General features: G+C 70.5%; 23 protein-coding genes. 12 read left to right on the top strand and 11 right to left on the bottom strand.

Going from position 1 to position 22,004, the window contains the following annotated elements; genetic code table 11:
* Positions 1-7: 7 nt before the first annotated feature.
* Positions 8-217 (bottom strand): hypothetical protein, encoded by a 210-nt coding sequence (locus tag VHU88_14335; protein ID HEX3612861.1) that lies wholly within the window; start codon positions 215-217, stop codon positions 8-10.
* A 198-nt stretch (positions 218-415) separates the two neighbouring features.
* On the opposite strand from VHU88_14335, the gene VHU88_14330 reads away from it, so the two are divergent.
* On the top strand, positions 416-1,471 hold the full coding sequence (locus VHU88_14330) for an NAD(P)-dependent alcohol dehydrogenase (protein ID HEX3612860.1): 1,056 nt from the start codon (positions 416-418) through the stop codon (positions 1,469-1,471).
* Positions 1,472-1,535: 64 nt separating this feature from the next.
* Here the strand turns inward: VHU88_14330 and VHU88_14325 are convergent, their stop codons facing one another.
* The gene (locus VHU88_14325; protein ID HEX3612859.1) at positions 1,536-2,594 is read right to left on the bottom strand and encodes a polysaccharide deacetylase family protein; all 1,059 of its coding nucleotides are present in this window, start codon (positions 2,592-2,594) and stop codon (positions 1,536-1,538) included.
* A gap of 172 nt (positions 2,595-2,766) precedes the next feature.
* The gene (locus VHU88_14320) at positions 2,767-3,045 is read right to left on the bottom strand and encodes a hypothetical protein (GenBank protein ID HEX3612858.1); all 279 of its coding nucleotides are present in this window, start codon (positions 3,043-3,045) and stop codon (positions 2,767-2,769) included.
* Positions 3,046-3,449: 404 nt separating this feature from the next.
* Between VHU88_14320 and VHU88_14315 the strand changes: the two genes are divergently transcribed.
* Both VHU88_14315 and VHU88_14310 read left to right on the top strand, forming a co-directional pair.
* Complete coding sequence (locus tag VHU88_14315; protein ID HEX3612857.1) at positions 3,450-4,142, top strand: hypothetical protein; 693 nt, start codon at positions 3,450-3,452, stop codon at positions 4,140-4,142.
* 233 nt (positions 4,143-4,375) lie between these two features.
* A complete protein-coding gene (locus VHU88_14310) occupies positions 4,376-5,212 on the top strand; it encodes a hypothetical protein (protein ID HEX3612856.1) in 837 nt (278 codons plus the stop codon).
* Positions 5,213-5,270: 58 nt separating this feature from the next.
* Here the strand turns inward: VHU88_14310 and map are convergent, their stop codons facing one another.
* Positions 5,271-6,116, bottom strand: a complete 846-nt coding sequence (gene map / locus VHU88_14305) for a type I methionyl aminopeptidase (GenBank protein ID HEX3612855.1) — start codon at positions 6,114-6,116, stop codon at positions 5,271-5,273.
* A gap of 19 nt (positions 6,117-6,135) precedes the next feature.
* Between map and VHU88_14300 the strand changes: the two genes are divergently transcribed.
* Positions 6,136-6,957 carry a helical backbone metal receptor gene (locus VHU88_14300; protein HEX3612854.1) on the top strand — a complete coding sequence of 274 codons (822 nt, stop codon included), beginning with the start codon at positions 6,136-6,138 and terminating at the stop codon, positions 6,955-6,957.
* Here the strand turns inward: VHU88_14300 and VHU88_14295 are convergent.
* From VHU88_14295 to VHU88_14280, 4 genes are all read right to left on the bottom strand, one after another.
* Positions 6,954-7,271 carry a hypothetical protein gene (locus tag VHU88_14295; protein ID HEX3612853.1) on the bottom strand — a complete coding sequence of 106 codons (318 nt, stop codon included), beginning with the start codon at positions 7,269-7,271 and terminating at the stop codon, positions 6,954-6,956. The two genes, VHU88_14300 and VHU88_14295, sit on opposite strands and share 4 nt — an antisense overlap.
* A gap of 142 nt (positions 7,272-7,413) precedes the next feature.
* On the bottom strand, positions 7,414-8,274 hold the full coding sequence (gene panB / locus VHU88_14290; GenBank protein ID HEX3612852.1) for a 3-methyl-2-oxobutanoate hydroxymethyltransferase: 861 nt from the start codon (positions 8,272-8,274) through the stop codon (positions 7,414-7,416).
* A gap of 178 nt (positions 8,275-8,452) precedes the next feature.
* Positions 8,453-9,097, bottom strand: coding sequence for a hypothetical protein (locus VHU88_14285; protein ID HEX3612851.1), 645 nt, complete (start codon positions 9,095-9,097; stop codon positions 8,453-8,455).
* Between the two features lie 587 nt (positions 9,098-9,684).
* Positions 9,685-11,439, bottom strand: a complete 1,755-nt coding sequence (locus VHU88_14280; GenBank protein ID HEX3612850.1) for an NAD+ synthase — start codon at positions 11,437-11,439, stop codon at positions 9,685-9,687.
* 92 nt (positions 11,440-11,531) lie between these two features.
* On the opposite strand from VHU88_14280, the gene VHU88_14275 reads away from it, so the two are divergent.
* The 3 genes from VHU88_14275 (at position 11,532) to VHU88_14265 (ending at position 16,443) form a co-directional block, all read left to right on the top strand.
* Positions 11,532-11,846, top strand: a complete 315-nt coding sequence (locus VHU88_14275) for an EthD family reductase (protein HEX3612849.1) — start codon at positions 11,532-11,534, stop codon at positions 11,844-11,846.
* A 172-nt stretch (positions 11,847-12,018) separates the two neighbouring features.
* On the top strand, positions 12,019-13,356 hold the full coding sequence (locus tag VHU88_14270; protein ID HEX3612848.1) for a glutamine synthetase family protein: 1,338 nt from the start codon (positions 12,019-12,021) through the stop codon (positions 13,354-13,356).
* Positions 13,357-13,443: 87 nt separating this feature from the next.
* Complete coding sequence (locus tag VHU88_14265; protein ID HEX3612847.1) at positions 13,444-16,443, top strand: bifunctional [glutamine synthetase] adenylyltransferase/[glutamine synthetase]-adenylyl-L-tyrosine phosphorylase; 3,000 nt, start codon at positions 13,444-13,446, stop codon at positions 16,441-16,443.
* Positions 16,444-16,528: 85 nt separating this feature from the next.
* On the opposite strand, the gene VHU88_14260 is transcribed toward VHU88_14265, so the two are convergent.
* A complete protein-coding gene (locus tag VHU88_14260; GenBank protein ID HEX3612846.1) occupies positions 16,529-17,152 on the bottom strand; it encodes a hypothetical protein in 624 nt (207 codons plus the stop codon).
* Between the two features lie 134 nt (positions 17,153-17,286).
* On the opposite strand from VHU88_14260, the gene VHU88_14255 reads away from it, so the two are divergent.
* The 3 genes from VHU88_14255 to VHU88_14245 all read left to right on the top strand — a co-directional run bounded on the left by VHU88_14255 (position 17,287) and on the right by VHU88_14245 (position 18,601).
* Positions 17,287-17,538 carry a hypothetical protein gene (locus VHU88_14255; protein ID HEX3612845.1) on the top strand — a complete coding sequence of 84 codons (252 nt, stop codon included), beginning with the start codon at positions 17,287-17,289 and terminating at the stop codon, positions 17,536-17,538.
* Between the two features lie 97 nt (positions 17,539-17,635).
* Positions 17,636-17,929 (top strand): hypothetical protein, encoded by a 294-nt coding sequence (locus tag VHU88_14250; protein HEX3612844.1) that lies wholly within the window; start codon positions 17,636-17,638, stop codon positions 17,927-17,929.
* A 48-nt stretch (positions 17,930-17,977) separates the two neighbouring features.
* The gene (locus VHU88_14245) at positions 17,978-18,601 is read left to right on the top strand and encodes a hypothetical protein (protein ID HEX3612843.1); all 624 of its coding nucleotides are present in this window, start codon (positions 17,978-17,980) and stop codon (positions 18,599-18,601) included.
* An 8-nt stretch (positions 18,602-18,609) separates the two neighbouring features.
* On the opposite strand, the gene VHU88_14240 is transcribed toward VHU88_14245, so the two are convergent.
* Both VHU88_14240 and VHU88_14235 read right to left on the bottom strand, forming a co-directional pair.
* Positions 18,610-19,593 carry a patatin-like phospholipase family protein gene (locus VHU88_14240; protein ID HEX3612842.1) on the bottom strand — a complete coding sequence of 328 codons (984 nt, stop codon included), beginning with the start codon at positions 19,591-19,593 and terminating at the stop codon, positions 18,610-18,612.
* Between the two features lie 1,041 nt (positions 19,594-20,634).
* Positions 20,635-21,225, bottom strand: a complete 591-nt coding sequence (locus tag VHU88_14235; GenBank protein ID HEX3612841.1) for a TetR/AcrR family transcriptional regulator — start codon at positions 21,223-21,225, stop codon at positions 20,635-20,637.
* 59 nt (positions 21,226-21,284) lie between these two features.
* On the opposite strand from VHU88_14235, the gene VHU88_14230 reads away from it, so the two are divergent.
* Both VHU88_14230 and VHU88_14225 read left to right on the top strand, forming a co-directional pair.
* Positions 21,285-21,701, top strand: a complete 417-nt coding sequence (locus VHU88_14230; GenBank protein HEX3612840.1) for a hypothetical protein — start codon at positions 21,285-21,287, stop codon at positions 21,699-21,701.
* A 29-nt stretch (positions 21,702-21,730) separates the two neighbouring features.
* A partial coding sequence (locus VHU88_14225) for a hypothetical protein (GenBank protein HEX3612839.1) occupies positions 21,731-22,004 on the top strand: 274 nt, incomplete at its 3' end.

Genomic DNA, 22,004 nt, shown 5'->3' with positions numbered 1-22,004 from the left:
GCGAGGCTCAGGCAGTCGCGCTGACGGTCTCCGGCGCCTCAAGGTGCAGTTCGACCCCTACGTAGTCCTGCCACGAGCCGTAGCCGAGCGCTTCCCACACGTTCCGGTCGTGGGCCTCGAGCACGAGTTCGTAGACCGTCTCGGCGGCCTCCCGGATGCGCTCGGTCAGCTCACGGGCGTCCGCTGGATCGGTCTCGGTCGACTCCGTCGTGGTCATGCGCTGCTCTCCGCGGTTTTGGCCGGCTTCGGCGTGCCGGTCGTGGAGCGTAGGTACCCGGGACAGACCGGACCAAACGGACATGATCCTCGCTTCGGCGACGCAGAGTTGATGTGCTGTTGAGATTCGCGCGATTGGGTGGGGCAACCGGCAGCGCTGCCGGACCCGAAGCGAAGGGAATCTCGTATGGCGTCGACGATGCGTGCATTCGTGATCAACAAACCTCACGAGACCGCAGTGGTGGAGAAGCCCATCCCCACGCCCGGTCCCGAGGAGGCGGTGGTCCGCACGACGGCCGCACTCATCTGCACCTCGGACATCCACACCGTCAACGGGGCACTCCCGGTCGAGCCCGGCCGCACGCTCGGGCACGAGTCCGTCGGCGTCATCCACTCCCTCGGCGCCGCGGTGACCGGGTTCGAGGTCGGTCAGCGGGTCACGGTCGGCGCGGTCACGCCGTGCTTCCGCTGCAGCTACTGCCAGCGCGGCTTCACCAGCCAGTGCGGCGGCCCGCTGGGCGGGTACAAGTACACGACCCAGATGGACGGCAACATGGCCGAGTACTTCATCGTGCCTGCCGCCTCGGCGAACCTCACGCACACCCCGGACGACATCACCGACGCGCAGGCCGTCTACTGCTGCGACATGCTCTCCACCGGCTTCGTCGGCGCCGAACACTGCTACCTGCAGTTCGGCGAGACCGTCGCGATTTTCGCCCAGGGCCCGGTCGGCCTGTGCGCCACGATCGGCGCGAGCGTCATGGGCGCCGGCCGGATCATCGCCGTCGAGTCCCGGCCGGAGCGGCAGGCGTTGGCCAGGAAGTTCGGCGCCACCGACATCGTCGACTTCAGCAAGGGCGACCCGGTCGCGGCGATCATGGACCTCACCGGCGGCGTCGGGGTGGACGCGGCCATTGAGGCGTTCGGCTTCCCCGCCACCTTCGAGGCCGCCATGTCGGTCACCAAGGCCGGCGGCCGGGTGTCCAACATCGGCTACCACGGCGAGGTGCCCGAGCCGTTGAAGCTGCACCTGGACGCCTGGGGCCTGGGCATGAACGACAAGGCCATCCACACCGCGCTGTGCCCCGGCGGCTCCGAGCGCATGGTTCGCCTGCTCCGCCTGATGCAGAGCGGTCGGATCGACCCCACCCCGATGACCACGCACACGTTCGCGTTCGACCAGATCGAGGACGCGTTCGAGCTCATGACCTCCAAGAGCGACGGGATCGTCAAACCGCTGATCACGTTCAACTGACCCGGCCGCAACCCACGGTGCCCGGGGCCCCCGCTCCCGGGCCCCGGGCACCGGCGCGCCGGGCTCAGGAGTACTTGTCCTCGGTCGGGCTCGGCGCGGGTGTCGCGACCTCCGCGGTGGGGGCGGCCGGCGTGCCCGGGGCCGGGACGGCCGGCGCGGGGCCGGGGTCGATCCACGGCTTGCGGACGATGCCGGCCTTGTGGTCCGTGGCCCGGTTGGCGGCGACGACCTTCTCGCGGCCGAAATAGGTCCGGTGCGACTTCAGCTGGCCCCCGTACAACTCCGAGACCGTCACGAACGTGTAGCCGCGCGCGGCGAACCAGTCGATCAGCCGGGGGACCGCGTCGATCGTCGACGGGTACGTGTCGTGCATGAGCACGATCGAGCCGGGCGCGGCGGTCGAGGTGACCTGCTTGAACACTGCGTCCGGGTTGCGCGAGCGCCAGTCCTCGGAGTCCACGCCCCACTTGATCAGCGGGAACTCGACGTTCATCTCGGTCTGCCCGCCGACGGCGCCGTACGGCGGACGCACCACGAACGGTCGGTACCCGGAGGCCTTGGTGATCGCCGCCGAGGTGCGGGTGAGGTCGTCGGCGATGCTCTGGACCGACCGGCCACGCAACGACTGGTGTCGCCACGTGTGGATTCCGAGCATGTCGCCTGCCTTGGCCTCCTCGGCCACCGCGTGCGGGTCGGCCACTACCATCTGGCCGACCAGCATGAACGTCGCTCGGACGTGCTTCGCGGCCAGGATCGGCAGCAGCCGACTGGTGGTCCGCGGGTTCGGGCCGTCGTCGAAGGTGAACGCGATGCACTTGAGGTGGTCGCAGTCGATCGGGCGGTCCGGGTTGGTGACGGTGACCGGCGGTTGCGGGTGCCGGGCCCGGGCGGCGGCCCAGACCGCGTCGATGCGCCCCTGGTGGGAGTTCGGGTCGACCGGCGCGGCCGGTGGGTTCGCGGTCGAGGCCGAGGTCAGCCGGGCGGTCGCGTGCGCGGGACCCGCGGAGTGCGAGTGCAAGCCCGGGGCCGCCAACGCCGCGCCGGCCACCACCGCGGCGACGGCCACCCCTCCGATCGCCGGGCGCACCAGCCCGTGGCGCAGCGCTGGGCGCGAGAGGGGCAAGACGATCCGTTCCGGGGCAGAGGGCTGTCTGCGGATGTTTACCCGCTGTACGCCTTCCAGTCCATGGGCACCGGGTCGGCATTGCCCACATTCGCGGAATTTGCGACGCACTGGCCTGGCTTCGGCGCGGCGCTGGTGAGCCCGGCATTGCGCGCGGTGCGCACTTGTGCCCTCAGCAGGCCTCGGCGGACTCCGGTGCGCTGCGCGGCGCCGGCACCTTGTTGCTCCGCCGGTTGCGCTTCGCCGTCTCGGGCGCCGGAGCGTTCACCGGGGCCGGCACGAAGCGCATGACCTCGGCGCCGTCAACGGTCCACTCGTCGACGAGGTCGTAGTCGAGGAAGTGGTTGACGAACTCGGCCAGCGCTCGTTCGTAGACCTCGGCGTCGGTTGAGTCGATCACCAGCTCGATGCCGTCCTCGACCGGGTACACGAACCAGTGCGAACCGACCATTCCCGCGTGTCCCCTCCGCCGTTCCCGACCGTGCGGTCGGGCCCTTGTGGCGGCTTCGACCGCGGGCAGCTTCGTCCGGTTTCGCGTTCCTTTCGATTCGGTCCGTTCGTCGAACGTGAATCAGACGTTCGGTTGATGCCTGACCTGGGTATACCGACCGTTGGGGGACGGTCGCCAGGCCGGTCCAGTTCAACCGGGATCGAGTTCGTGGCCGGTAATGACCGGGCCGTGCACCTTCGGCGCACATCCGCCGAAGGGGGACATTCAGTTGGGCGTCCATGGTCCGTTCGGCCAGTTCATGGTCAAACGGCCGCGAAGATCACGGCACGTCCGGTGTCATTGAGCCGGGTCCTGCTGCGAGGTGGGACCGAGGGGCAGGCAAAGCACTTCGGAGGTTGGGAAAGATGACGACCATCGGGTTCGCCCGTCCGCCGTGGCTGGGGGAGGAGCCGGCGGTTTCCACGCCGGGTTCGTACGACCCCCTGGCGATTGCATCGGCGGCGCTCGGCGTCCTCGCGGTGGCCACGTTCGTGGTCGAGTCGGTCAACTTCCTCTGCCTGCCCGCTTGCGCGGTCTCGATCGGCCTGGCCCTCGCCGCGTGGCGGCGCTCCCGGGCAGCCTCTCGCCCGGTCGGGCTGACTGCGTGGGCCGGGATATTGCTGTCGATCGTCGCTGCCGTGGGCCTGACCGTCGCCCCGGCCGCGTTCGGGTCGACGGGCACCAGCAGCGCGCCGCCGCCCAACCCGGCCGCCGGTTCGGTGGCGCTCCCGGACGGCGACGCCTCGACCGCCCAGGTGTTGTCCCGTGACATCACTGTGACTTTCGGCGCCCCGCACACCGAGCTTGACAACACGGGACTGGTGATGGCGACCGTCCCGGTCAGCGTTCAGAACATCACCGACCACACTGCGTCGTACAACCTGGTGTTCGAGGCCCGCGACGCGAAGAACCAGGTGATCACCACCGACTCGGCCTTCGTACCCAACGTCGGCCCCGGCCAGATCGCCCAGGTCCGGGTGTTCAACATCGTCAACAGCACCCTGGTGCCGAAGCTGATGACGGCGCACTACGACGTCTCGCAGGCGTCGGTCCAGTAGCGATCACGCAGACCATGGTCAACGCGGGCCATGATCAACACTGTTACCTGGCGCCCCATTGGTCACGGGCCGGCGGCCCTTCGGTCAAATCCCGCCAAGTCTGTATCCAGCGGCGCACCCGAAGCCGCACGCTTTGAAAGCACCATGTCAGGTCGCCGGCGCCCGCTGACCCTCCTCGCCGGTACGACCGCCTCCGAGTAGTGCCGTTCCAGGTGGAAGGGACCGAACGGGCAATGTTCAGCTTGCACGACAGGCGAGAGGTCGGCCACGGCGGCGACGGCAGTGGCGAATCGTCGTCCTGGCGGCCCAACGTCCCCGAGCGCAACGTCAACCTGGGGCGCCACTGGTACGGCCGCAAGCGCAAGGCCGAGGTCCGCAAGGCGCGGCCGCACGGCGGTTACGACCGCTATGCCGGCTACGACGCCCCGGTCGAGCGCGAGTCCGAGCCGCGGCAGCGCGTCGACTTCGCCGTCTCGGCCTTCGTGCTCGGCGCCGGCGCGCTGGTCCTGGCGTGGTGGCCGATCCTGAAGTACATCGGGCTCGGGTTCGCCGTGCTGGCGGTGCTGGTGGCCACCCGCGAACTTCGTCGGCACACCGCGGCCTCGCGGGTTCGCCTGCGCGGCGAGGCGGCGCACGCCGAACGCTTCGCGCGTACCGGGCGGCTGCTCGCGGTCGCGGCGGTCCTGGCGGTCGCCGGAAACATGATCTGGGGCATCAAGACCGGCCACGACGATCACCAGAAGGCCAGTGGCACGGCGACCAGCTCGGTCCTGAGCGACGTCGACGTCACCTTCGGCCAGTTCACGACCGGCTACAACGGCATCGGCCAGCCCATCCGCCAGCTCGCGGTCACGGTCCGCAACAAGACCAACAAGACGCGCTCGTTCACCATCCAGCTCGAGGCGCTGGACCCCAGCGGCAAGACGCGGATCGCCAGCGACGAGCTGCTCGAGCAGAGCATGGGCCCGGGCGAGACCCGGCAGGTCGCGGCCTTCCAGTTCGCCGACCCGACCCAGACCGAGGCGCTGAAGTCCGCCACGTTCCGGATCGCGAACGCCAGCGAGAAGTAAGCACCGACAGGACCTCAGGAGCCCCCGGCACCTCGGTGCCGGAGGCTCCTGGCGTCAATCAGGGCAGCGTCAGGATCTCGGCGCCGGCGTCGGTGACCAGCAGCGTGTGCTCGAACTGGGCCGTGCGTGAGCGGTCGCGGGTGACGACCGTCCAGCCGTCGTCCCACATGTCCCAGGCCGGCGAGCCGAGGGTGAGCATCGGCTCGATCGTGAAAGTCATCCCGGGTTGGATCACCGTGTCGTACATCTCGGTGTCGTAGTGCGGGACGACCAGCCCGGAGTGGAACGCGGTCCCGATCCCGTGGCCGGTGAACTCGCGGACCACGCCGTAGCCGAACCGCGCTGCGTAGGAGTCGATGACCCGGCCGACCACGTTGATCGGGCGCCCCGGCCGGACGGCCCTGATACCCCGCATCATCGCCTCTTGGGTGCGTTCGAGCAGCAGCCGGGAGGCCTCGTCGATCTCGCCGACCGGGTAGGTGGCGTCGGTATCCCCGTGCACGCCGTCGAGGAAGGCGGTGATGTCGACGTTGACGATGTCGCCGGCGACGAGTTCCCGGGAGTCCGGGATGCCGTGGCAGATGACCTCGTTGACCGAGGTGCACAGCGACTTCGGGAAGCTCTTGTAGCCCAGCGTCGACGGGTAGGCGCCGTGGTCGCAGAGGTACTCGTGGCCGATGGCGTCCAACGCGTCGGTGGTGACCCCGGGGGCGATGTGCTTGGCCACCTCGGCCAGCGCTTGCCCGGCCAGGCGCCCGGCGACCCGCATCCGCTCGATGGTCTCGGCGTCCTTTACCTCGGGCCCGGTGTAGGCCGCGGGGTTCGGGCGTCCGACGTACTCGGGGCGGGGGATCGCGGCGGGGACGACGCGCAACGGGGAGACGGTTCCGGCGAGCAGGGGCATGGCCGGCAGTCTAAGTCGTATGTCGGAGCACTCGATCTGCGATGACACCGGGGCGCCGGTTCGACTCCCGGGCACGGTCCGGCGGATCGTCTCGTTGGTCCCGTCACTGACCGAGGCGGTGGGGGAGACCGACGCGGAACTGCTGGTCGGGGTCACCGACTGGTGCACTCATCCGCCCGGGCTGGCCGCCGCGCGGATCCGGGGCACGAAGAACCCGGACGTGCCGGCGGTGGTCGCGCTGGCTCCGGACCTGGTGCTGGCCAACGCCGAGGAGAACAAGGCCGCCGACATCGCCGCGCTGCGGGCCGCGGGGCTGGCGGTCTGGGTCACCGACATCCGTGACGTCGGGTCGGCACTGACCGGGCTGGGCCGGATGCTCGAGGCGTGCGGGCTGGGCCGACCGGGCTGGCTGGCGGCGGCTGCAGCGTCGTGGGCGCAGCCGTGGACCGGGTCGCGCCGGCGGGTCGCCGTGCCGATCTGGCGCAAGCCGTGGATGGTGGCCGGTGCGGACACGTTCACCACCTCGGTGCTGGACCGGCTCGGCTGCGACAACGTCTTCGACGATTCACCCGCCGACGAGTTCGGCCGCTACCCGCGGACGAGCCCGGAGGAGATCCTGGCCCGGGGCGCCGAAGTCGTGGTGCTGCCCGACGAGCCGTACGAGTTCACCGCACTGGACGGTCCGGAGGCCTTCGGCGACCTCGACGTCGCGCTGGTGAGCGGTCGGCTGCTGACCTGGTACGGGCCGTCGATGGCGGTGGCCCGCGAGCAGCTGGAGAACGCGCTGACGGCGGCCCGTCCAGGTTCGGACTGGGCCGCCGTCGGCGGATCTGACGCTTAGATCTCCCAGCGCTGCTCGGGCATCTTGCGGCCCTTGCCTGCCGGGTGGGCGGCGCGAGCGCGCTCCTCTGCGGCGCTCCGGCTGCGCCCCTCGTCGGTAGAGCCGAGGCGTGGGGCGGGCACCGCGTCGGCCGGCGCCGGGATGAAGAACAGGACGTCGCCGCCGTCGGTCGACCACTCCGAGGCCAGGTTCATGTCCTGGTACTGGGCGACGAACGCCGCCAGGGCGGCCTCGTAGATCTCGTCCGAGGTCCCGTCGATGACCAGCTCGACGCCGTCCTCGACCGGGTAGACGAACCACGCGACGTTACTCATTTTCCGCCCCTTTTTCACCCGACCCGGTGTGTTTCCGGGTTCTTGGGCGCTTCGACTCGGGCGGCCCCGATCCGGTTGCACAAATGGGGCGAAACGGTCCGTTCGACGAGGCGGGGTCGGCCGAACGGACGAGGGTGGGGCGCTAATGGAAGGCGTGCTCCTGCGCCGGGAACGTCCCGCCGATCACGTCGGCCGCGTAGGCCTTGGCCGCCTCGGTGAGCACGCCGCGCAGGTCGGCGTAGCGCTTCACGAAGCGCGGGATGTGGCCCTCGCGCAGCCCGGCCATGTCCTGCCAGACCAGCACCTGCGCGTCGCAGTCCGGGCCGGCGCCGATGCCGATGGTCGGGATCCGCAACTCCGCGGTGACCTGCTTGGCGACCTGCGACGGCACCATCTCGAGCACCACCGCGAACGCCCCGGCCTCGGCGACCGCATGGGCGTCGGCCAGCAACTGCTCGGCGGCGCCGCCGCGCCCCTGCACCCGGTAGCCGCCCAGTCCGTGCTCGCTCTGCGGCGTGAACCCGACGTGGGCCATGACCGGCACGCCGGCGTCGACGATCGCCTTGACCTGCGGGGCCACCCGCACGCCGCCCTCGAGCTTGATCGCGTGCGCGCCGCCTTCCTTCATGAACCGGATCGCGGTCTCCAGCGCCTGCGCGGGGGAGACCTGGTAGGAGCCGAAGGGCAGGTCTCCGACCACGAGCGCCCGTTTGCTGGCCGTGACCACGGCGCGGACCAGGGGCAGCAGTTCGTCGACGGTCACCGGGACCGTGGTCTCGTAGCCGTAGACGTTGTTGGCCGCGCTGTCGCCGACCAGCAGCACCGGGATGCCCGCCGCGTCGAAGATCTCGGCGGTGTACATGTCGTAGGCGGTGAGCATCGGCCACCGCTCGCCCCGGTCCTTCATGGCCTGCAACGCCGGCACCCGGATCCTGCGGGCCGGCGGCAAGTTGCCGTAGATCGGGGGCTGCTCCTCCGACGGACGTGCTGGTTCGGAGCTCATCTGGACTCCTCTGAAGTTCGCCTCGAGGCCTCCCGCTGAGGTCCCCGGACTCGTCCGCCAGCGTACGCCCGTCCTGCGCGGCGGACGGATCAGCAGTCGTCGACCTTTATCCGTGCTTGTCGGCGGTTATTTCGGCCGACAAGCATGGTTTAGCGCCGACAGGCGGAGGGTTGGGCCATCAGCTCGCACGCGCTTGAGCTCGGGCGAAGGCAGCTCGGATGCGGACGGCGACCTCGGCGCGACCTTGCGTCAACTGGGCCCATGTGACGCGGACTACCTCGTAGCCAGCCTCACGCAGCCGATCCTCACGCTGCTTCTCGCGCCACAACACCTCGCCCGGCGGCCCGTGGGGGTCGGTGTACTTGATCCGGCCGTCGATCTCGACGATCACTCGAGAAGCTCGGAACAAGAAGTCGACCCGAGCGATGAAGCGGCCGCCATGCCAAATCTCCGTCTGAAGCTCTGCCTCAGGCAGACCGGCTTCGGCCATGACGATCCGGGCCAGGGACTCGGCAACCGATTCGGCTGCGCCGTTTGCGAATTCGCACGCCCGCACGGCCTTACAGCCGCCCGGCCAGATCGACATGAACCTGACCATCGACTCGAGTTCAGGTCTGGACGTACCAGCGTGCAGCACTGCGTCGGCGACGAAGACGGAATGCTCCCAATCGAGCCCGCGCATCAGATCAGCGGCGGTGCGGGCCGCGGTGGTGACCGGAATGCCTTCCAGCAGCACCAAGTGCTCGGCCGGCAGAGCCGCTGGACATTCGCTCACGCCGAACCGGTGCGTTCGGCCGCCACGGCCGTGGCTCACCAATTCCACGACGAGTGGGGTAGTGCCGGGCGTCCCGATGGCCCCGCCTCCGGTTGCGGTGTGCCAAGCAGAGGGCTTGGGCGGCGGCGACGGAAGGCCCCACATCAGGCCCGCGCTTCGATGACCGGCCGCGAACCGACGCGATCGTGAATCGCCGGCGGCACGATGTTCGTTCCGCACCAGGGAGGCTCCGGCTATGTCGAGTCGGTGGCGCGCCCGGACATCGATCCCCTCGAGAGCTTGTGCCGGGACGAATATCCCCCGGCGAAGGGCGCAGATCGTCCCTCTGCGCCGGGCGCGCTCCAACTCGGCGGCAGCAATTCCGGCTTCTCGTGCCTGTCGGGCGCTGAAGACTCCGCCCTGCATCTCGGCGAGGGCGAACAGTTTTGGATCGGTCACAGGCGCCGACCCTGCCAGGGGTTTGTGGCGCTCGCTTCAGTTGAGGTTGCAGCTGTGGATAACTCGTGCGGGAAGAGGCCTGTGGACGCGCGATGACGCGTTGCCGGGGCCTGTCGGCGCTTATCCCTGCCTGTCGGTCGAAATAACCGCCGACAAGCAGGGATAACAGTCGACGACTGCAGAAAAGGCGGCTGCGGTCAGGGGGGCGGGGCGGTCTCGCGCCAGGAGTTGGTGATGGGCAGGCGTCGGTCGCGGCCGAAAGCGCGGCGAGAGATCTTCGGGCCGGGGGGGTACTGGCGCCGCTTGTACTCCGCGGCGTCGACGAGCCGCAGGATGCGTTCGACGAGCTCGGGCTCGAAGCCGGCGGTCACCAGGTCGCCGGCCGAGGCGTCGTGCTCCACGTAGTCGTCGAGCAGGTCGTCGAGGACGTGGTAGTCGGGCAGCGAGTCGGTGTCCAGCTGGCCGGGGCGCAACTCGGCCGAGGGGGGCTTCGTGATCGAGTTCGGCGGGATCGGCGGGGTCTCGCCGAGGCGGGCCGCGTCCTGGTTGCGCCACTCGGCCAGCCGCCACACCAGCAACTTGGGGACGTCCTTCAGCGGCGCGAAGCCGCCGACGGCGTCGCCGTAGATCGTCGAGTACCCGGCGGCCAGTTCGCTCTTGTTGCCGGTGGCCAGCACCAGGTGGCCCTCGGCGTTCGACAGGCCCATCAGCGTCGTCCCGCGGACCCGGGCCTGCAGGTTCTCCTCGGCCAGGCCGGTCAGCTTCAGCGCCTCCAGGTACGCCGCGACCATCGGCTCGATCGCCACGGCCCGGTAGTTCAACCCGGTGCGCTCGGCCAGGTCCTCGGCATCGGAGCGGGAGTGGTCGGAGGAGTACCGGCTGGGCAGCGAGACCCCGTGGACCCGGTCGGCACCGATCGCGTCGCAGGCGATCGCGGCGGTCAACGCCGAGTCGATCCCGCCGGAGAGCCCGAGGATCACCGAGGCGAACCGGTTCTTCTCGACGTAGTCCCGCAGCGCCACCACCAGCGCGCCGTAGACCTCGGCCTCGGTGCCCGCGCGGGGCGCGATCGAGGCGGGCACCGCTTCGCGGGGCGCCCGCGGTGCGAGCGCGACAGCGGACCGCTCGATGTCGACGTCCGCGTCGGTGGCCTCGGTCGAGTCGTCAACCGCCGCTGGCAGGTCCAGGTCCGCGAACAGGGTGTGCTCGGCGAACTGGGGCGCCCGCGCCAGCAGCGTCCCGTCCGGGGCGACGACCAACGAGTCGCCGTCGAACACCAACTCGTCCTGTCCGCCGACCAGGTTGACGTAGGCCACCGTCGCGCCGGCCTCGGCGGCCCGCCGCCGGCACAGTTCGAGACGGGCGTCGTCCTTGTCCAACTCGTACGGCGAGCCGTTGATGACGACCAGCAGCCCGGCCAGCGCGGCCGCGGCGGCGGCGACCGGGCCGCCGTCCTGCCACATGTCCTCGCAGATCACGAACGCCACGTCGGCCCCGCCGATGCGCACCACCGGCAGTCGGTCGCCGGGCACGAAGTGCCGGAACTCGTCGAAGACCCCGTAGTTCGGCAGGTGATGCTTCGCCGAACGGGTCACCACCCGGCCGCGGTGCAACACGGCGAGGGAGTTCGTCGGTCCGCCGGCCGGTCGGCCCAACCGCGGGGCCTCCTCACCGGCCGCGTCCAGGTAGCCGACGACAACCACCGCGTCGCCGGCCACGTCGGCGCAGCGGACGGCCAACTCCTCCAGCGCCTGCGCCGAGGCCCGCTGGAACGAGCGGCGCAGTGCCAGGTCCTCCACCGGGTAGCCGGTCAGCACCATCTCCGGGAACGCGATCAGGTCGGCGCCGGCGGCCGCCGCGGCCGCCGTCCGGGACAGGATCGCCTCGGCGTTGGCTGCGATCGCCCCGACCGTGGCGTTCATCTGGCACAGCGCGATCCGGAGTTGCGGCATGGCTGCAGCGTAGGTCGGACGGGCTTTCGCGGTACGTCCGCGGGGTGATAGACCGACACCACAACCTGTGTCCGGACGAAGGAGTCTGCACGATGATCAAGGTCAGCGTCCTGTACCCGTACGACACCAGCGACACCTTCGACCTGGACTACTACAAGACCAAGCACATGCCGATGGTCGCCGAGCTCACCGGCGACGCGTGCAAGGGCTGGTCCGTCGACTCCGGTCTGGGTGGCGGCGCCCCGGGCACCCCGCCGGCGTTCTCCTGCATCGGCGCGCTGCTGTTCGACAGCGTCGAGTCCTTCGGTGCCGCCTTCGGCCCGCACGCCGAGCAGATCATGGGCGACATCCCGAATTACACGAAGACCTCCCCGATCGTGCAGGTCAGCGAGGTCGTCGTCGGCTGATTCCCGACGCCCTTGGGGTGTGCCCCGCCGGCTCCGGCGCCGTAACGGCCCCGAAACACCGGCGGGGCACACTGCGTTTTGTGGCCCGCCGGCGAACGTCGAACGAACGGCGCGCCGTGCTGCCCGACGGTGTCGCACCGGCTGCGACCCGATCGGTGAAACTATGAGCTTCATGGACAAGCAGACGGAATTCGTGCTCCGTACGGTCGAGGAACGAGATCTGCGTTTCGTGCGGTTGTGGTTCACCGACGTGCTCGGGTTCCTGAAGTCGGTGGCGATCGCGCCCGCCGAACTGGAAGCGGCGTTCGCCGAGGGCATCGGGTTCGACGGTTCGGCCATCGAGGGCTTCGCGCGCGTCCACGAGTCGGACATGCTCGCCAAGCCGGACCCGGCGACCTTCTCCGTGCTGCCGTGGCGCACCGAGGCCCCGGGCACCGCGCGGATGTTCTGCGACATCCTCATGACCGACGGGTCCCCGAGCTACGCCGACCCGCGGTACGTGCTCAAGCGGATCCTGGCCCGCGCCTCCGACCTGGGCTTCACCTTCTACACGCACCCGGAGGTGGAGTTCTACCTGTTCGAGAAGCGACCCGGGCCCGGCGAGGCCCCGATCCCGATCGACGCGGGCGGCTACTTCGACCACACCACGCACCGCGCCGGCCAGGACTACCGCCGGCTCGCGATCACCATGCTCGAGAACATGGGCATCTCGGTGGAGTACAGCCACCACGAGGGCGGCCCCGGGCAGCAGGAGATCGACCTGCGCTACGCCGACGCGCTGACCACCGCCGACAACGTCATGACGTTCCGGACGGTCATGAAGGAGGTCGCGCTCGAGCAGGGCATCTACGCCTCGTTCATGCCCAAACCGTTCACCGAGCACCCGGGCTCGGGGATGCACACCCACCTGTCGCTGTTCGAGGGCGACCGCAACGCCTTCTACGAGGCCGGCGCCGAGTACCAGTTGTCGAAGGTGGGCCGCTCGTTCATCGCCGGGCTGCTGTTCCACGCAGCCGAGGTCACCGCGGTGACCAACCAGTGGGTGAACTCCTACAAGCGGCTGTGGGGCGGGGGCGAGGCCCCGGCCTACATCTGCTGGGGGCACAACAACCGCTCGGCGCTGGTCCGGGTGCCGATGTACAAGCCGACCAAGGGCCAGTCGACCCGGATCGAGGTCCGTTCGATCGACTCGGCGTGCAACCCGTACCTGACCTACGCCCTGTTGCTCGCTGCGGGCCTGCGCGGGATCGAGCAGAACTACGAGCTGCCCCCGGGCGCCGAGGACGACGTCTGGTCGCTGTCGCCGGCCGAACGCCGTGCGATGGGCATCCAGCCGCTGCCGCAGAACCTGGCCGAGGCGATCGCCCTGATGGAACGCAGTGAACTGGTCGCCGAGACCCTGGGCGAGCACGTCTTCGAATTCTTCCTGCGCAACAAGCGCCGGGAGTGGGAGGAGTACCGGGCCCAGGTCACCCCGTTCGAGCTCGAGCGCTACCTAGCCGTCCTCTGACTCCACATCTTCTGCTGCCTGTCCCACCTATCGGGGCGCCCCAATAGGTGGGACAGGCAGCAGAAGTCGGGGAGATAGCTTGGGGCCATGAGCGTAGGGGCCGCGGGTCCACATCGGGCGCGTCGGGCCCAGGCCGACGCGGGACTGGTCCGACTCGGGTTCAGCGACGGCGCCCGGGCGCTGGAGCTGATCAACGCGCCACTGCTCGGCATCGGCCACGACCTGGAACTGCTGGCGGCGCTGGGGGAGGCGGCCGACCCGGACCTGGCGCTGGCCACCCTGACCCGGCTGGCCCAGGCTGAGGACCCGGAGCAGCTGCGGCTGACGCTGCGTCAGAATCCCGGCTTCCGGGCGCGGTTGATTGCGGTTCTCGGCGCCTCGCTGGCCCTCGGCGACCACCTCGTGCGCAACCCCGACGACTGGGCCCTGCTGGAGGCCGCGCCGGGTGCGCCGATCCCGGCCGAGATCCTGCGCGCCGGCCTGGCGACCTCGGTCGGTGCCGACCCGTACGCCCCGGCGCCGACCGCCGACGGCTACGACGTGCACGTCTACGACGAACTGCGCCTGGCCTACCGGCGCGGGGTGTTGAACCTCGCGGCGCGTGACCTGACCGGTGCGGCCGAGCTGGAGGAGGTCTCCGCCGAGCTCGCCGACCTGGCCGCGGGGACGCTGGACGCCGCGTTGGCTGTCGCCCGGGCCGAACTCCCGGCCGCCGCCGAACCGTGCCGGTTGGCCGTGATCGGGATGGGCAAGTGCGGCGGCCGCGAACTGAACTACGTCAGCGACGTCGACGTGATCTTCGTGGGCGCCCCGGAACCGGGTGGCGACGAGCCCGCCGCGCTGCGCAGCGCGACCCGGTTGGCCACCACGTTGATGCGGGTCTGCTCGGCGGCCACTCCGGCGGGCACGATCTGGCCGGTCGACGCGGCACTGCGCCCGGAGGGCCGAGCCGGCCAGTTGGTGCGCACGGTGGCCTCGCACGAGGCCTACTACGAGCGGTGGGCCGAGACGTGGGAGTTCCAGGCGCTGCTGAAGGCCCGCCCGGTCGCCGGCGATCTGACGCTGGGTCAGAAGTACGTCGAGACCATCAGTCCCCTGGTCTGGAAGGCGGCCGAGCGGGAGAACTTCGTCGCCGACGTGCAACGCATGCGCCGGCGGGTCGAGGCGAGCATCCCGACCGCGGAGGCCGGCCGCCAGCTCAAGCTCGGGCCGGGTGGGCTGCGCGACGTCGAGTTCGCGGTGCAGTTGCTGCAACTCGTGCACGGGCGGGCCGACGAGGCGTTGCGCAGCGGCACCACGCTGTCGGCGCTGGCCGCGTTGGCCAAAGGCGGTTACGTCGGGCGTGACGACGCGGCCGGACTGGACGAGGCTTACCGCTTCCTGCGGACCCTGGAGCACCGGATCCAGTTGTACCGGATGTGGCGCACGCACGTCGTGCCCGCCGAGGAGCCGGAGCTGCGTCGGTTGGGTCGCGCGATGGGCCTGCGCGGCGACCCGGCGGCCGAGCTGATCGAGCGGTGGAAGCGGCACGCCCGCGAGGTGCGCCGGCTGCACGAGAAGCTGTTCTACCGGCCGCTGCTGCTCGCGGTGGCGCGCCTGCCCGGGGAGCAGTCGCGGCTTACCCCGGCGGCGGCCCGGCGGCGGTTGTCTGCTCTCGGCTACGCCGACCCGGCCGGTGCGCTACGGCATCTGGAGGCGTTGACCGCCGGGCTCTCGCGGCGGGCCGCCATCCAGCGGACGTTGCTGCCGGTGATGCTCGGCTGGTTCGCCGACGCTGCCGATCCCGACTCCGGCCTGCTGGCGTTCCGTCAGGTGTCCGACGCTCTCGGGGCCACCCCTTGGTACCTGCGGCTGCTGCGCGACGAGGGCACCGCGGCGCAGCGGTTGGCACACGTGCTGGCGACCAGCCGGTTCGCCTCGGAGCTGCTGCTGGGCGCCCCGGAGGCGGTGGCGTTCCTCGGCTCCGACAGTGAACTGACGCCGCGTCGGCTCGATGCGTTGCGCGTCGAGGTGACTGCGGCCGCGGCGCGGGCCGAGTCCGCCGAGGCGGCGGCGCTGGCCGTGCGGGCGGTCCGGCGGCGCGAGCTGTTCCGGGTCGCGGCCGCCGACGCGCTCGGCCTGCTGAAGGTGGCCGAGGTCGGGGAGGCGCTGACCGGGATCACCGCGGTCACCCTCGGCGGGGCGCTGTCGGCGGCGGTGCGGACGGTGGCCGGCGACGATGAACTGCCCACCCGGATGGCCGTGGTCGCGATGGGTCGGCTCGGCGGCCACGAACTCGGCTATGCCAGCGACGCGGACGTGGTGTTCGTCCACGACCCGCTGCCCGGTGCCGACGAACGCGAGGCGGCCGACGCGGCCACCGCGGTGGCCAACGAATTGCGTCGCCTGCTGCAGATGCCGACCAGCGAACCGGCTCTGGAAGTCGACGCGGACCTGCGTCCGGAGGGCCGCGCCGGTCCGCTGGTGCGGTCGATCGCGTCCTGCGCCCGCTACTACCAGCGGTGGTCGAGCGTGTGGGAGAGCCAGGCGCTGCTGCGGGCCGAGCCGGTCGCCGGCGACCTCGATCTCGGCGCCCGGTTCATCGAGCTCGTCGATCCGTTGCGCTTCCCCGCCGGCGGACTGACGGAGGATCAGATCCGCGAGATCCGGCGGATCAAGGCCCGTGTGGAGGCCGAACGGCTACCGCGTGGGGCGGACCCGAACACCCACACCAAGCTCGGCCGGGGCGGGCTGGCCGACGTGGAGTGGGTCGCCCAGCTGCTCCAGTTGCGCCATGGCGCGGCGGTGCCAGAGCTGCGCACCACCCGCACGCTCGCGACCCTGCGGGCCGCGACCGACGCCGGGCTGCTGGCCAAGGCCGACGCCGCCGCGCTGATCGCCGCCTGGGAACAGGCCGCCCGGGTTCGCAATGCAATCATCCTGGTCCGCGGCCGGTCCGGGGACTCGCTGCCGACCGATGCCCGGGAACTCGACGCGGTCGCCCGCGGCCTGGGCTACGCGCCGGGGCACGCCGGGCGGCTGTCCGAGGACTACCGCCGGGTCGCCCGCCGGGCCCGCGCCGTGGTCGAGCGCGTCTTCTACGCCTGAGCTGTCACCGTGCTGAGGTTCGCTCGTCCTCACAGCGCTGAGGTTCGCTTGCGTTCCTCGCTCGTTCCTCGCTCGTCGCAGTCACTCACAGCCCGGTCGGCTTGCTGGTTGCCGAGGCCTTGCCGGTGCTGGCGTCGACGAAGGTCCGTCCGGCCGGGTCCTGGGTCAGGGTCACGTCGACCGCGGTGGCCCGGGCCAGCGCCGCGCAGGCGACCTGGCCGGCCGACGGGTCGGAGCCGGCGAACAGCGAGATCGAGATCGCCTGCGCGCTGTAGCTGACCGAGGTGTGGTCCAGCACCGTGCACGGCTCGATCCCGGCGTAGTAGTAGACCCGGACGGTCCGCTTACTGACCAGCTCGGCGTAGCTCCAGGCGACCGGGTGGACGTTGTCCATCCCGGGCTCGGGCGTCACCAGCTTCGCGCCGATCGTGACGGGGCTCGGGGTCGCCGTCCCCCAGCCGGGCAGCCCGCCGGCGCTCGACCCGGAGTCGCTGGACCCCGACCCCCTCGACCCGGGCGCGCTCGAGGCACCGGGAGTCGGGGAGCTGCTGGAACTCGACGTCGGGGTGGGGGAGTCCATGGCGGTCGGTGCCGCTGAGACGTCCGGGCTCGGGGCACTCGCGCCGGCGCCGACCGAGGTCCCCCCGCCGCAGCCGCCGAGCAGCAGCACCAGTCCGAGTCCCAGGACGGCCACCGGAATTCGTCTCATGTCTCCCCCTGCCGCAGCGCAGGTACACCCCGCGCCGGTCGTCACTCTGTCATTAGCAGGACGTCGGGGGACGGGAGTTCGTTCGACCGCGACCGAACCGGGACTAGATTCGCCGACCTCGTAGGGTCTGCCTTGTGGGACAGGCGATTCAGATGCTCGGTGCTTTGGTCGTGCTGGCTGCATTCGTGGCGAATCAGTGGTTCCGGCTGCCCACGGACAACGCGTCGTACCTGCTGATGAACGCAGTCGGGACGGGGATCCTCGCCGTGGTCGCCGGGGTGAACGGGGACATGGGTTTCCTGCTGCTCGAGGGCGTCTGGGCGATCGTGTCGACCATCGGACTGACCCGGGCTCTGCTCGGTCGGACCTCGGCCGAGACCGGCTGAGGGACCGTCAGTTCCGGTACTTCCGACGAATACCGACTCAAGTCCGCTGCCGCCGGCGCCGACAATTCGGTGGGTCGCAAGCGCGGAAGGAGCCGGAGTGGACGTCTTCCTGCAGTCACTTCTGCTGGCCGGTATCGGGGTGTGCGTCTGGTTGGCGTTCCACCCGTCCTCCCGCGAGGACTACGACGACATCGAGACGCCACGGCGCCCGCCGCGGCCGTCGGTGGTCGGCGCCCGGGAGATCCCGCGCAGGCCCGCGAATCCGTATCGGCGTGGCATCGGCGACGGCCGCCTGATCGGCCAGTACCGGGGAGACCACGACGCCGCCGAGGAGGCCGGCGGCCGGCCGTTGCCGCCTGGCGACCCGAGCCGCTCGGACACCATTCCGTAAGGACTGGCCCGCCCCGCGCCGGTGCGCGCCGCGTGATACTCAGGGTCCATGTCGGACAAGTACACGGCGACCCGTAAGTCCCTGAATGCCGTCGCCGAGCAGGTCCTGGCCGGACCCCAGCACCGGGCCATCGGCCGGATCGCGCTTCGGGTGACGCCTGACGGGTTCGGCACGCTCACCGATCCGGGCCTGCGCGTGACCGCGACCCGGCTGATCGGCGCGGCCGGCGAGTTCGGTTTGGACGGCAGCACCTGCGCGGGGCTGGCGGCGGCCGTCGGGGTCGCGGTGGGACCGCCGGTCGACGTCTACGCCGCGCTGACCGGGGTTGCCCCCGATGAGGTGCTCGTCGTCGACGCCGAAGCGGCCGGACAGTTGTGCGCGGCGTTGCAGCGCGGCGATGCGGCGCTGCGCCGGCTGGCGCCCGATCAGCCGCCGGTGCTGTGGCCGGAGCACTTCGACGTCGGCATCACTCTCGACGAGGTCAACTACGGCGTCTCGCCGGGCGACGACTACCTCGCCGAGCCGTACGCCTACGTGGGGCCCTGGCAGCCCCGGACGGGGGAGTTCTGGAACGCCCCGTTCGGCGCGTGCCGGCCGCTGCGCGACCTGCCCGGCGAGGCACTCGACGAGTTCCTGGCCCGCGGGCAGGGGTTGGCCGCCGCGTCGGCGTAGACCGGGGCTCAGACCGCCGGGTGGTCGGTCTCCTGGCGGAGGAACGCCGACTGGGCGAGCCCGCCGAAGGTCAGCCATTCGCGGGTGGCCGAGTGACCGGCGACGACGAGATCGGCGGTGCGCTCGAAGTCCCGGGGCCCGGTCGGCATCGTCTGCAGCAGACCGGCGGCCCAGGCGTCGGCCACGTGCGGCAGCACCCGCACCCGCGGGTCGCGCAGGGCCGAGTGAACCGAGGCCTTGTTCGCCGCGGCCCGGGCGACGGTGAACGCCCGCAGCACGACCTCTACCAGCGGGTTAGGCGCCCGCTCGGCGGGGGCAGCGTACGGGCGCGAGTTGCGCACCGGCAGCCCGCAGGCCCCGCCGACACCCTGCGCGGCGCACCGACCCGGCGCCCCGGTCACCGGCGCAAGGCCCGCGTCGAGAACCAGCACCGTGTCGTCCGGCCCGGCGGTGTCCAGCGCGGCCTGCACCGGGACCCCGCAGACGACGCCGCCGTCGACGTGCAGGTGCCCGTCGGGCAGCACGACCGGCGGGAGCAGGCCGGGCAACGCGCACGAGGCCAGCAGGGTCTCCAGCAGCGGGCCCTGCCGGTGGTGGACCGCGTCGGCGCAGTCCAGGCAGGTGGTGGTCACCGTCAGCGGGACGGCCAGTTCGCGCAGGTCGTGGGCGTCCAACGAACGGCCGAGCATCGCCCGCAGCGGCCGCGGATCGAGCAGCGAGTCGCCGTTGCGGACGAAGTTGGGCACGCCGCGGAAGCGGGACAGCAGCGAGGGCGCCAGCACGGCGTGGCTCTCCGGGGCCCGCCAGAACCGCACCAGCGCCCGGGCGCGGGCCGGTGACGGGTCGGCGCCGTAGAACGCGGCGTTCAGCGCGCCGGCGCTGCAGGCAACCAGAGCATCCGGCACCACCCCGGCCTCGGCCAGCGCGAGCAGTGCACCGGACTGGAAAGCCCCGATGGCACCACCGCCACCGAGCACGAAGACCACTGCCACGTCGAACTCCGATCCACCAACGGATGATCCCGCGGGGTCGGGCGGGCAAACGGATTGTGCACGGCGAAGGTGAACAACACCATCGCGGTTCGTCAACCGGGAGTCTGATCCGTCCGAAAGGACCGCCGAATCAAGCCGTTCGGCACGGGCGCTTCCGGCCCAGATCGTTCCGGACCGGTCGCGCCGGCCTCGGGCCCGGTCGAGTTGTCCGCGATGAGGCGTCGGCAACGCCGCAGGCCGCCGGCCGCACCGTCCTGCGGGCGGCGGCCGACGGCCTTCGTGGCGTCCGACGCGGATCGCTGACCCTGCGCCAGCGCGCCGATCAGATGTCGTAGAAGTGACAATCGGGGCCTTCGACCTCGACGGATAACGACCATTGAGCCTTTGACCTGCAGTTTTGTTTCGATCGCTTGTCGACAGTTCTCACCGTTCCGCAACATCCGGCGGCCTGGCGACGGCCTGGGAATGATCTTGGACAGATCTCGCGGGTGCTGGTGGCCCAAACGCCTGCTGGGGGACTTCGCACCCGTCGTCGGGCCACTTCGATGTCCTGCGGGACAAGGTTGACCACACGGTGGATGAGCCGGGGCACGTGGGCCAGTTCGGGTTTGACAGAACCACTTCGAATGCGCGGGTGCTCCCACGCCGAATCCTCAGGTCAGGCCGATGTCGGAGGGGCCTGTAAATCCATCGCGGAAGCTTCCCAGGTCGAATCCTGGACACTGGACGGGCCACCAGTCGGACGATTCGGCTCTTGACCTGCGGAAACGGGTCGAGGGCTGATCGCTTTCGGTCCGGTTGTTGCGGCGACGCGGCGGATCGTCCGCGTGTATCCGTTTCGGAGTTCGGGGTCGTCCTTGCTGCCTCTCGGGGGCTCGGCGGTGATGTCGGATCAACGATCGCGGGTACCGGTCGGGAGGTACAACGGTGGTTGGGCCTGGCCGTGGACAGCTGGACAGCTGGACCGCGACTCGTGTGGCTCGACGCTCGCCACACCCCAGCGAGCCTGGTCGTGCTGGCGCAACCGGCAGGCCCTCTGGTTCAGCGCCGCTTTTTCGACGTCAAGCCCAGCATGATCAGTTCGACGAGTTCGTCTGCGAAGGCGTCGTCGATGGGCCTGCCCGTCATCGTCAGTCGGGCGATCACGGCGCCCGTGCAGGCTTCCAAAACAAGCAGCAGGTCGACGCCTTCCCGTACCTGGCCACGCTGTTGAGCCCGTTCGAGCGAGGTGACGATCCGAGCGAACGCAGGTTGGGTCAGCCTCGAGCCGAGCATCTCGCGCATCACCGGGTTCTCCGCGGCCTCGGCCAGCAGGGCGGGCAGCGCGACTCGGCCGACGGGATCGGCCACGTGCGCCACACCCCAGCGGAACGTCGTCTTGAAGTCGTTCGCGATGTCGCCGGTGTCGGGGGGGTCCACCTGCGGCACCTCACCGAAGGCCGCCTCGATAAGTAGCGCACCGCGGCTCGGCCAGCGTCGGTAGAGCGTCGGCTTGCTGACACCTGCTCGAGACGCGATGGCGTCCATCGACATCGCTGCGTACCCGCCATCGGTCACGAGTTCGCGTGCGGCGGCGAGGATCGCGGCGTCGATGGCCTGGTCGCGGGGTCGGCCCCGGGCGGTTGAGGTCACGAGCAATATCCTATACGGTACGTGTCGTAATGAAAGACTGGAGCCCCGCGGGAGAGCTCATGGGCGTATTCAAGGACACGGAGGAGGCCGAACGCTTCCTCGGTGCGATCTGGGAGCGGATGGGCACCGACGCGAAGCTGGCGCCCAAGCTCACGGCGACCGGTCTGGTGATGCAGCTCGACTACACCGAACCGGACGCCTGCGTCACGGTCAGCTGCAACGCGGAAGGCATCGCGGTGGAACGCGGCCACACCTCGACCGAGCCACAGCTGACGCTGTTCATGACGGCAGACACGGGCAACAAGTTCTGGCTCGGAGAGATCAAGAACATCCCGAAAGCCTTGAGCAGCGGGCAGATCCGCACCGAGGGCCAGATGCCGAACATGATGAAGCTGCTGCCCGTGCTGCTGCCAGCTTTCAAGCTCTACCGGACGATCCTCACGGAGTCCGGTCGCACCGACCTGATCGTGGACTGAGCCTTCACCACTAGAGAACGGATGCCGCTGTGGCCAACGGATTGCTGATCATCTCCCTCAACCCTGTCCCGGACGCCGTCGAAGCGTTCGAGAAGTGGGTGGTGAACAACCACTTGCCGGAGGTGATGAGTTCGCGACGCTTCGTGAAGGCCGGCCTCTACCGGACCACGGACCTGCCGACGCTGCCCGGTGTGGAGGTCATGGACCGCTCCCACTACACCGTCTACGAAGTCGCGGCGGCCACCGAGGCCGAACTCGACGACGCCGGTGATGGCCTGCGGGAGATGCTCGCCGCAGGCGACA

It is taken from the genome of Sporichthyaceae bacterium, assembly GCA_036269075.1.
Lineage (GTDB): Bacteria > Actinomycetota > Actinomycetes > Sporichthyales > Sporichthyaceae > DASQPJ01.
Note: the sequence above shows the minus strand (reverse complement) of the source record. Positions and strands in the feature narration are given on the sequence as shown.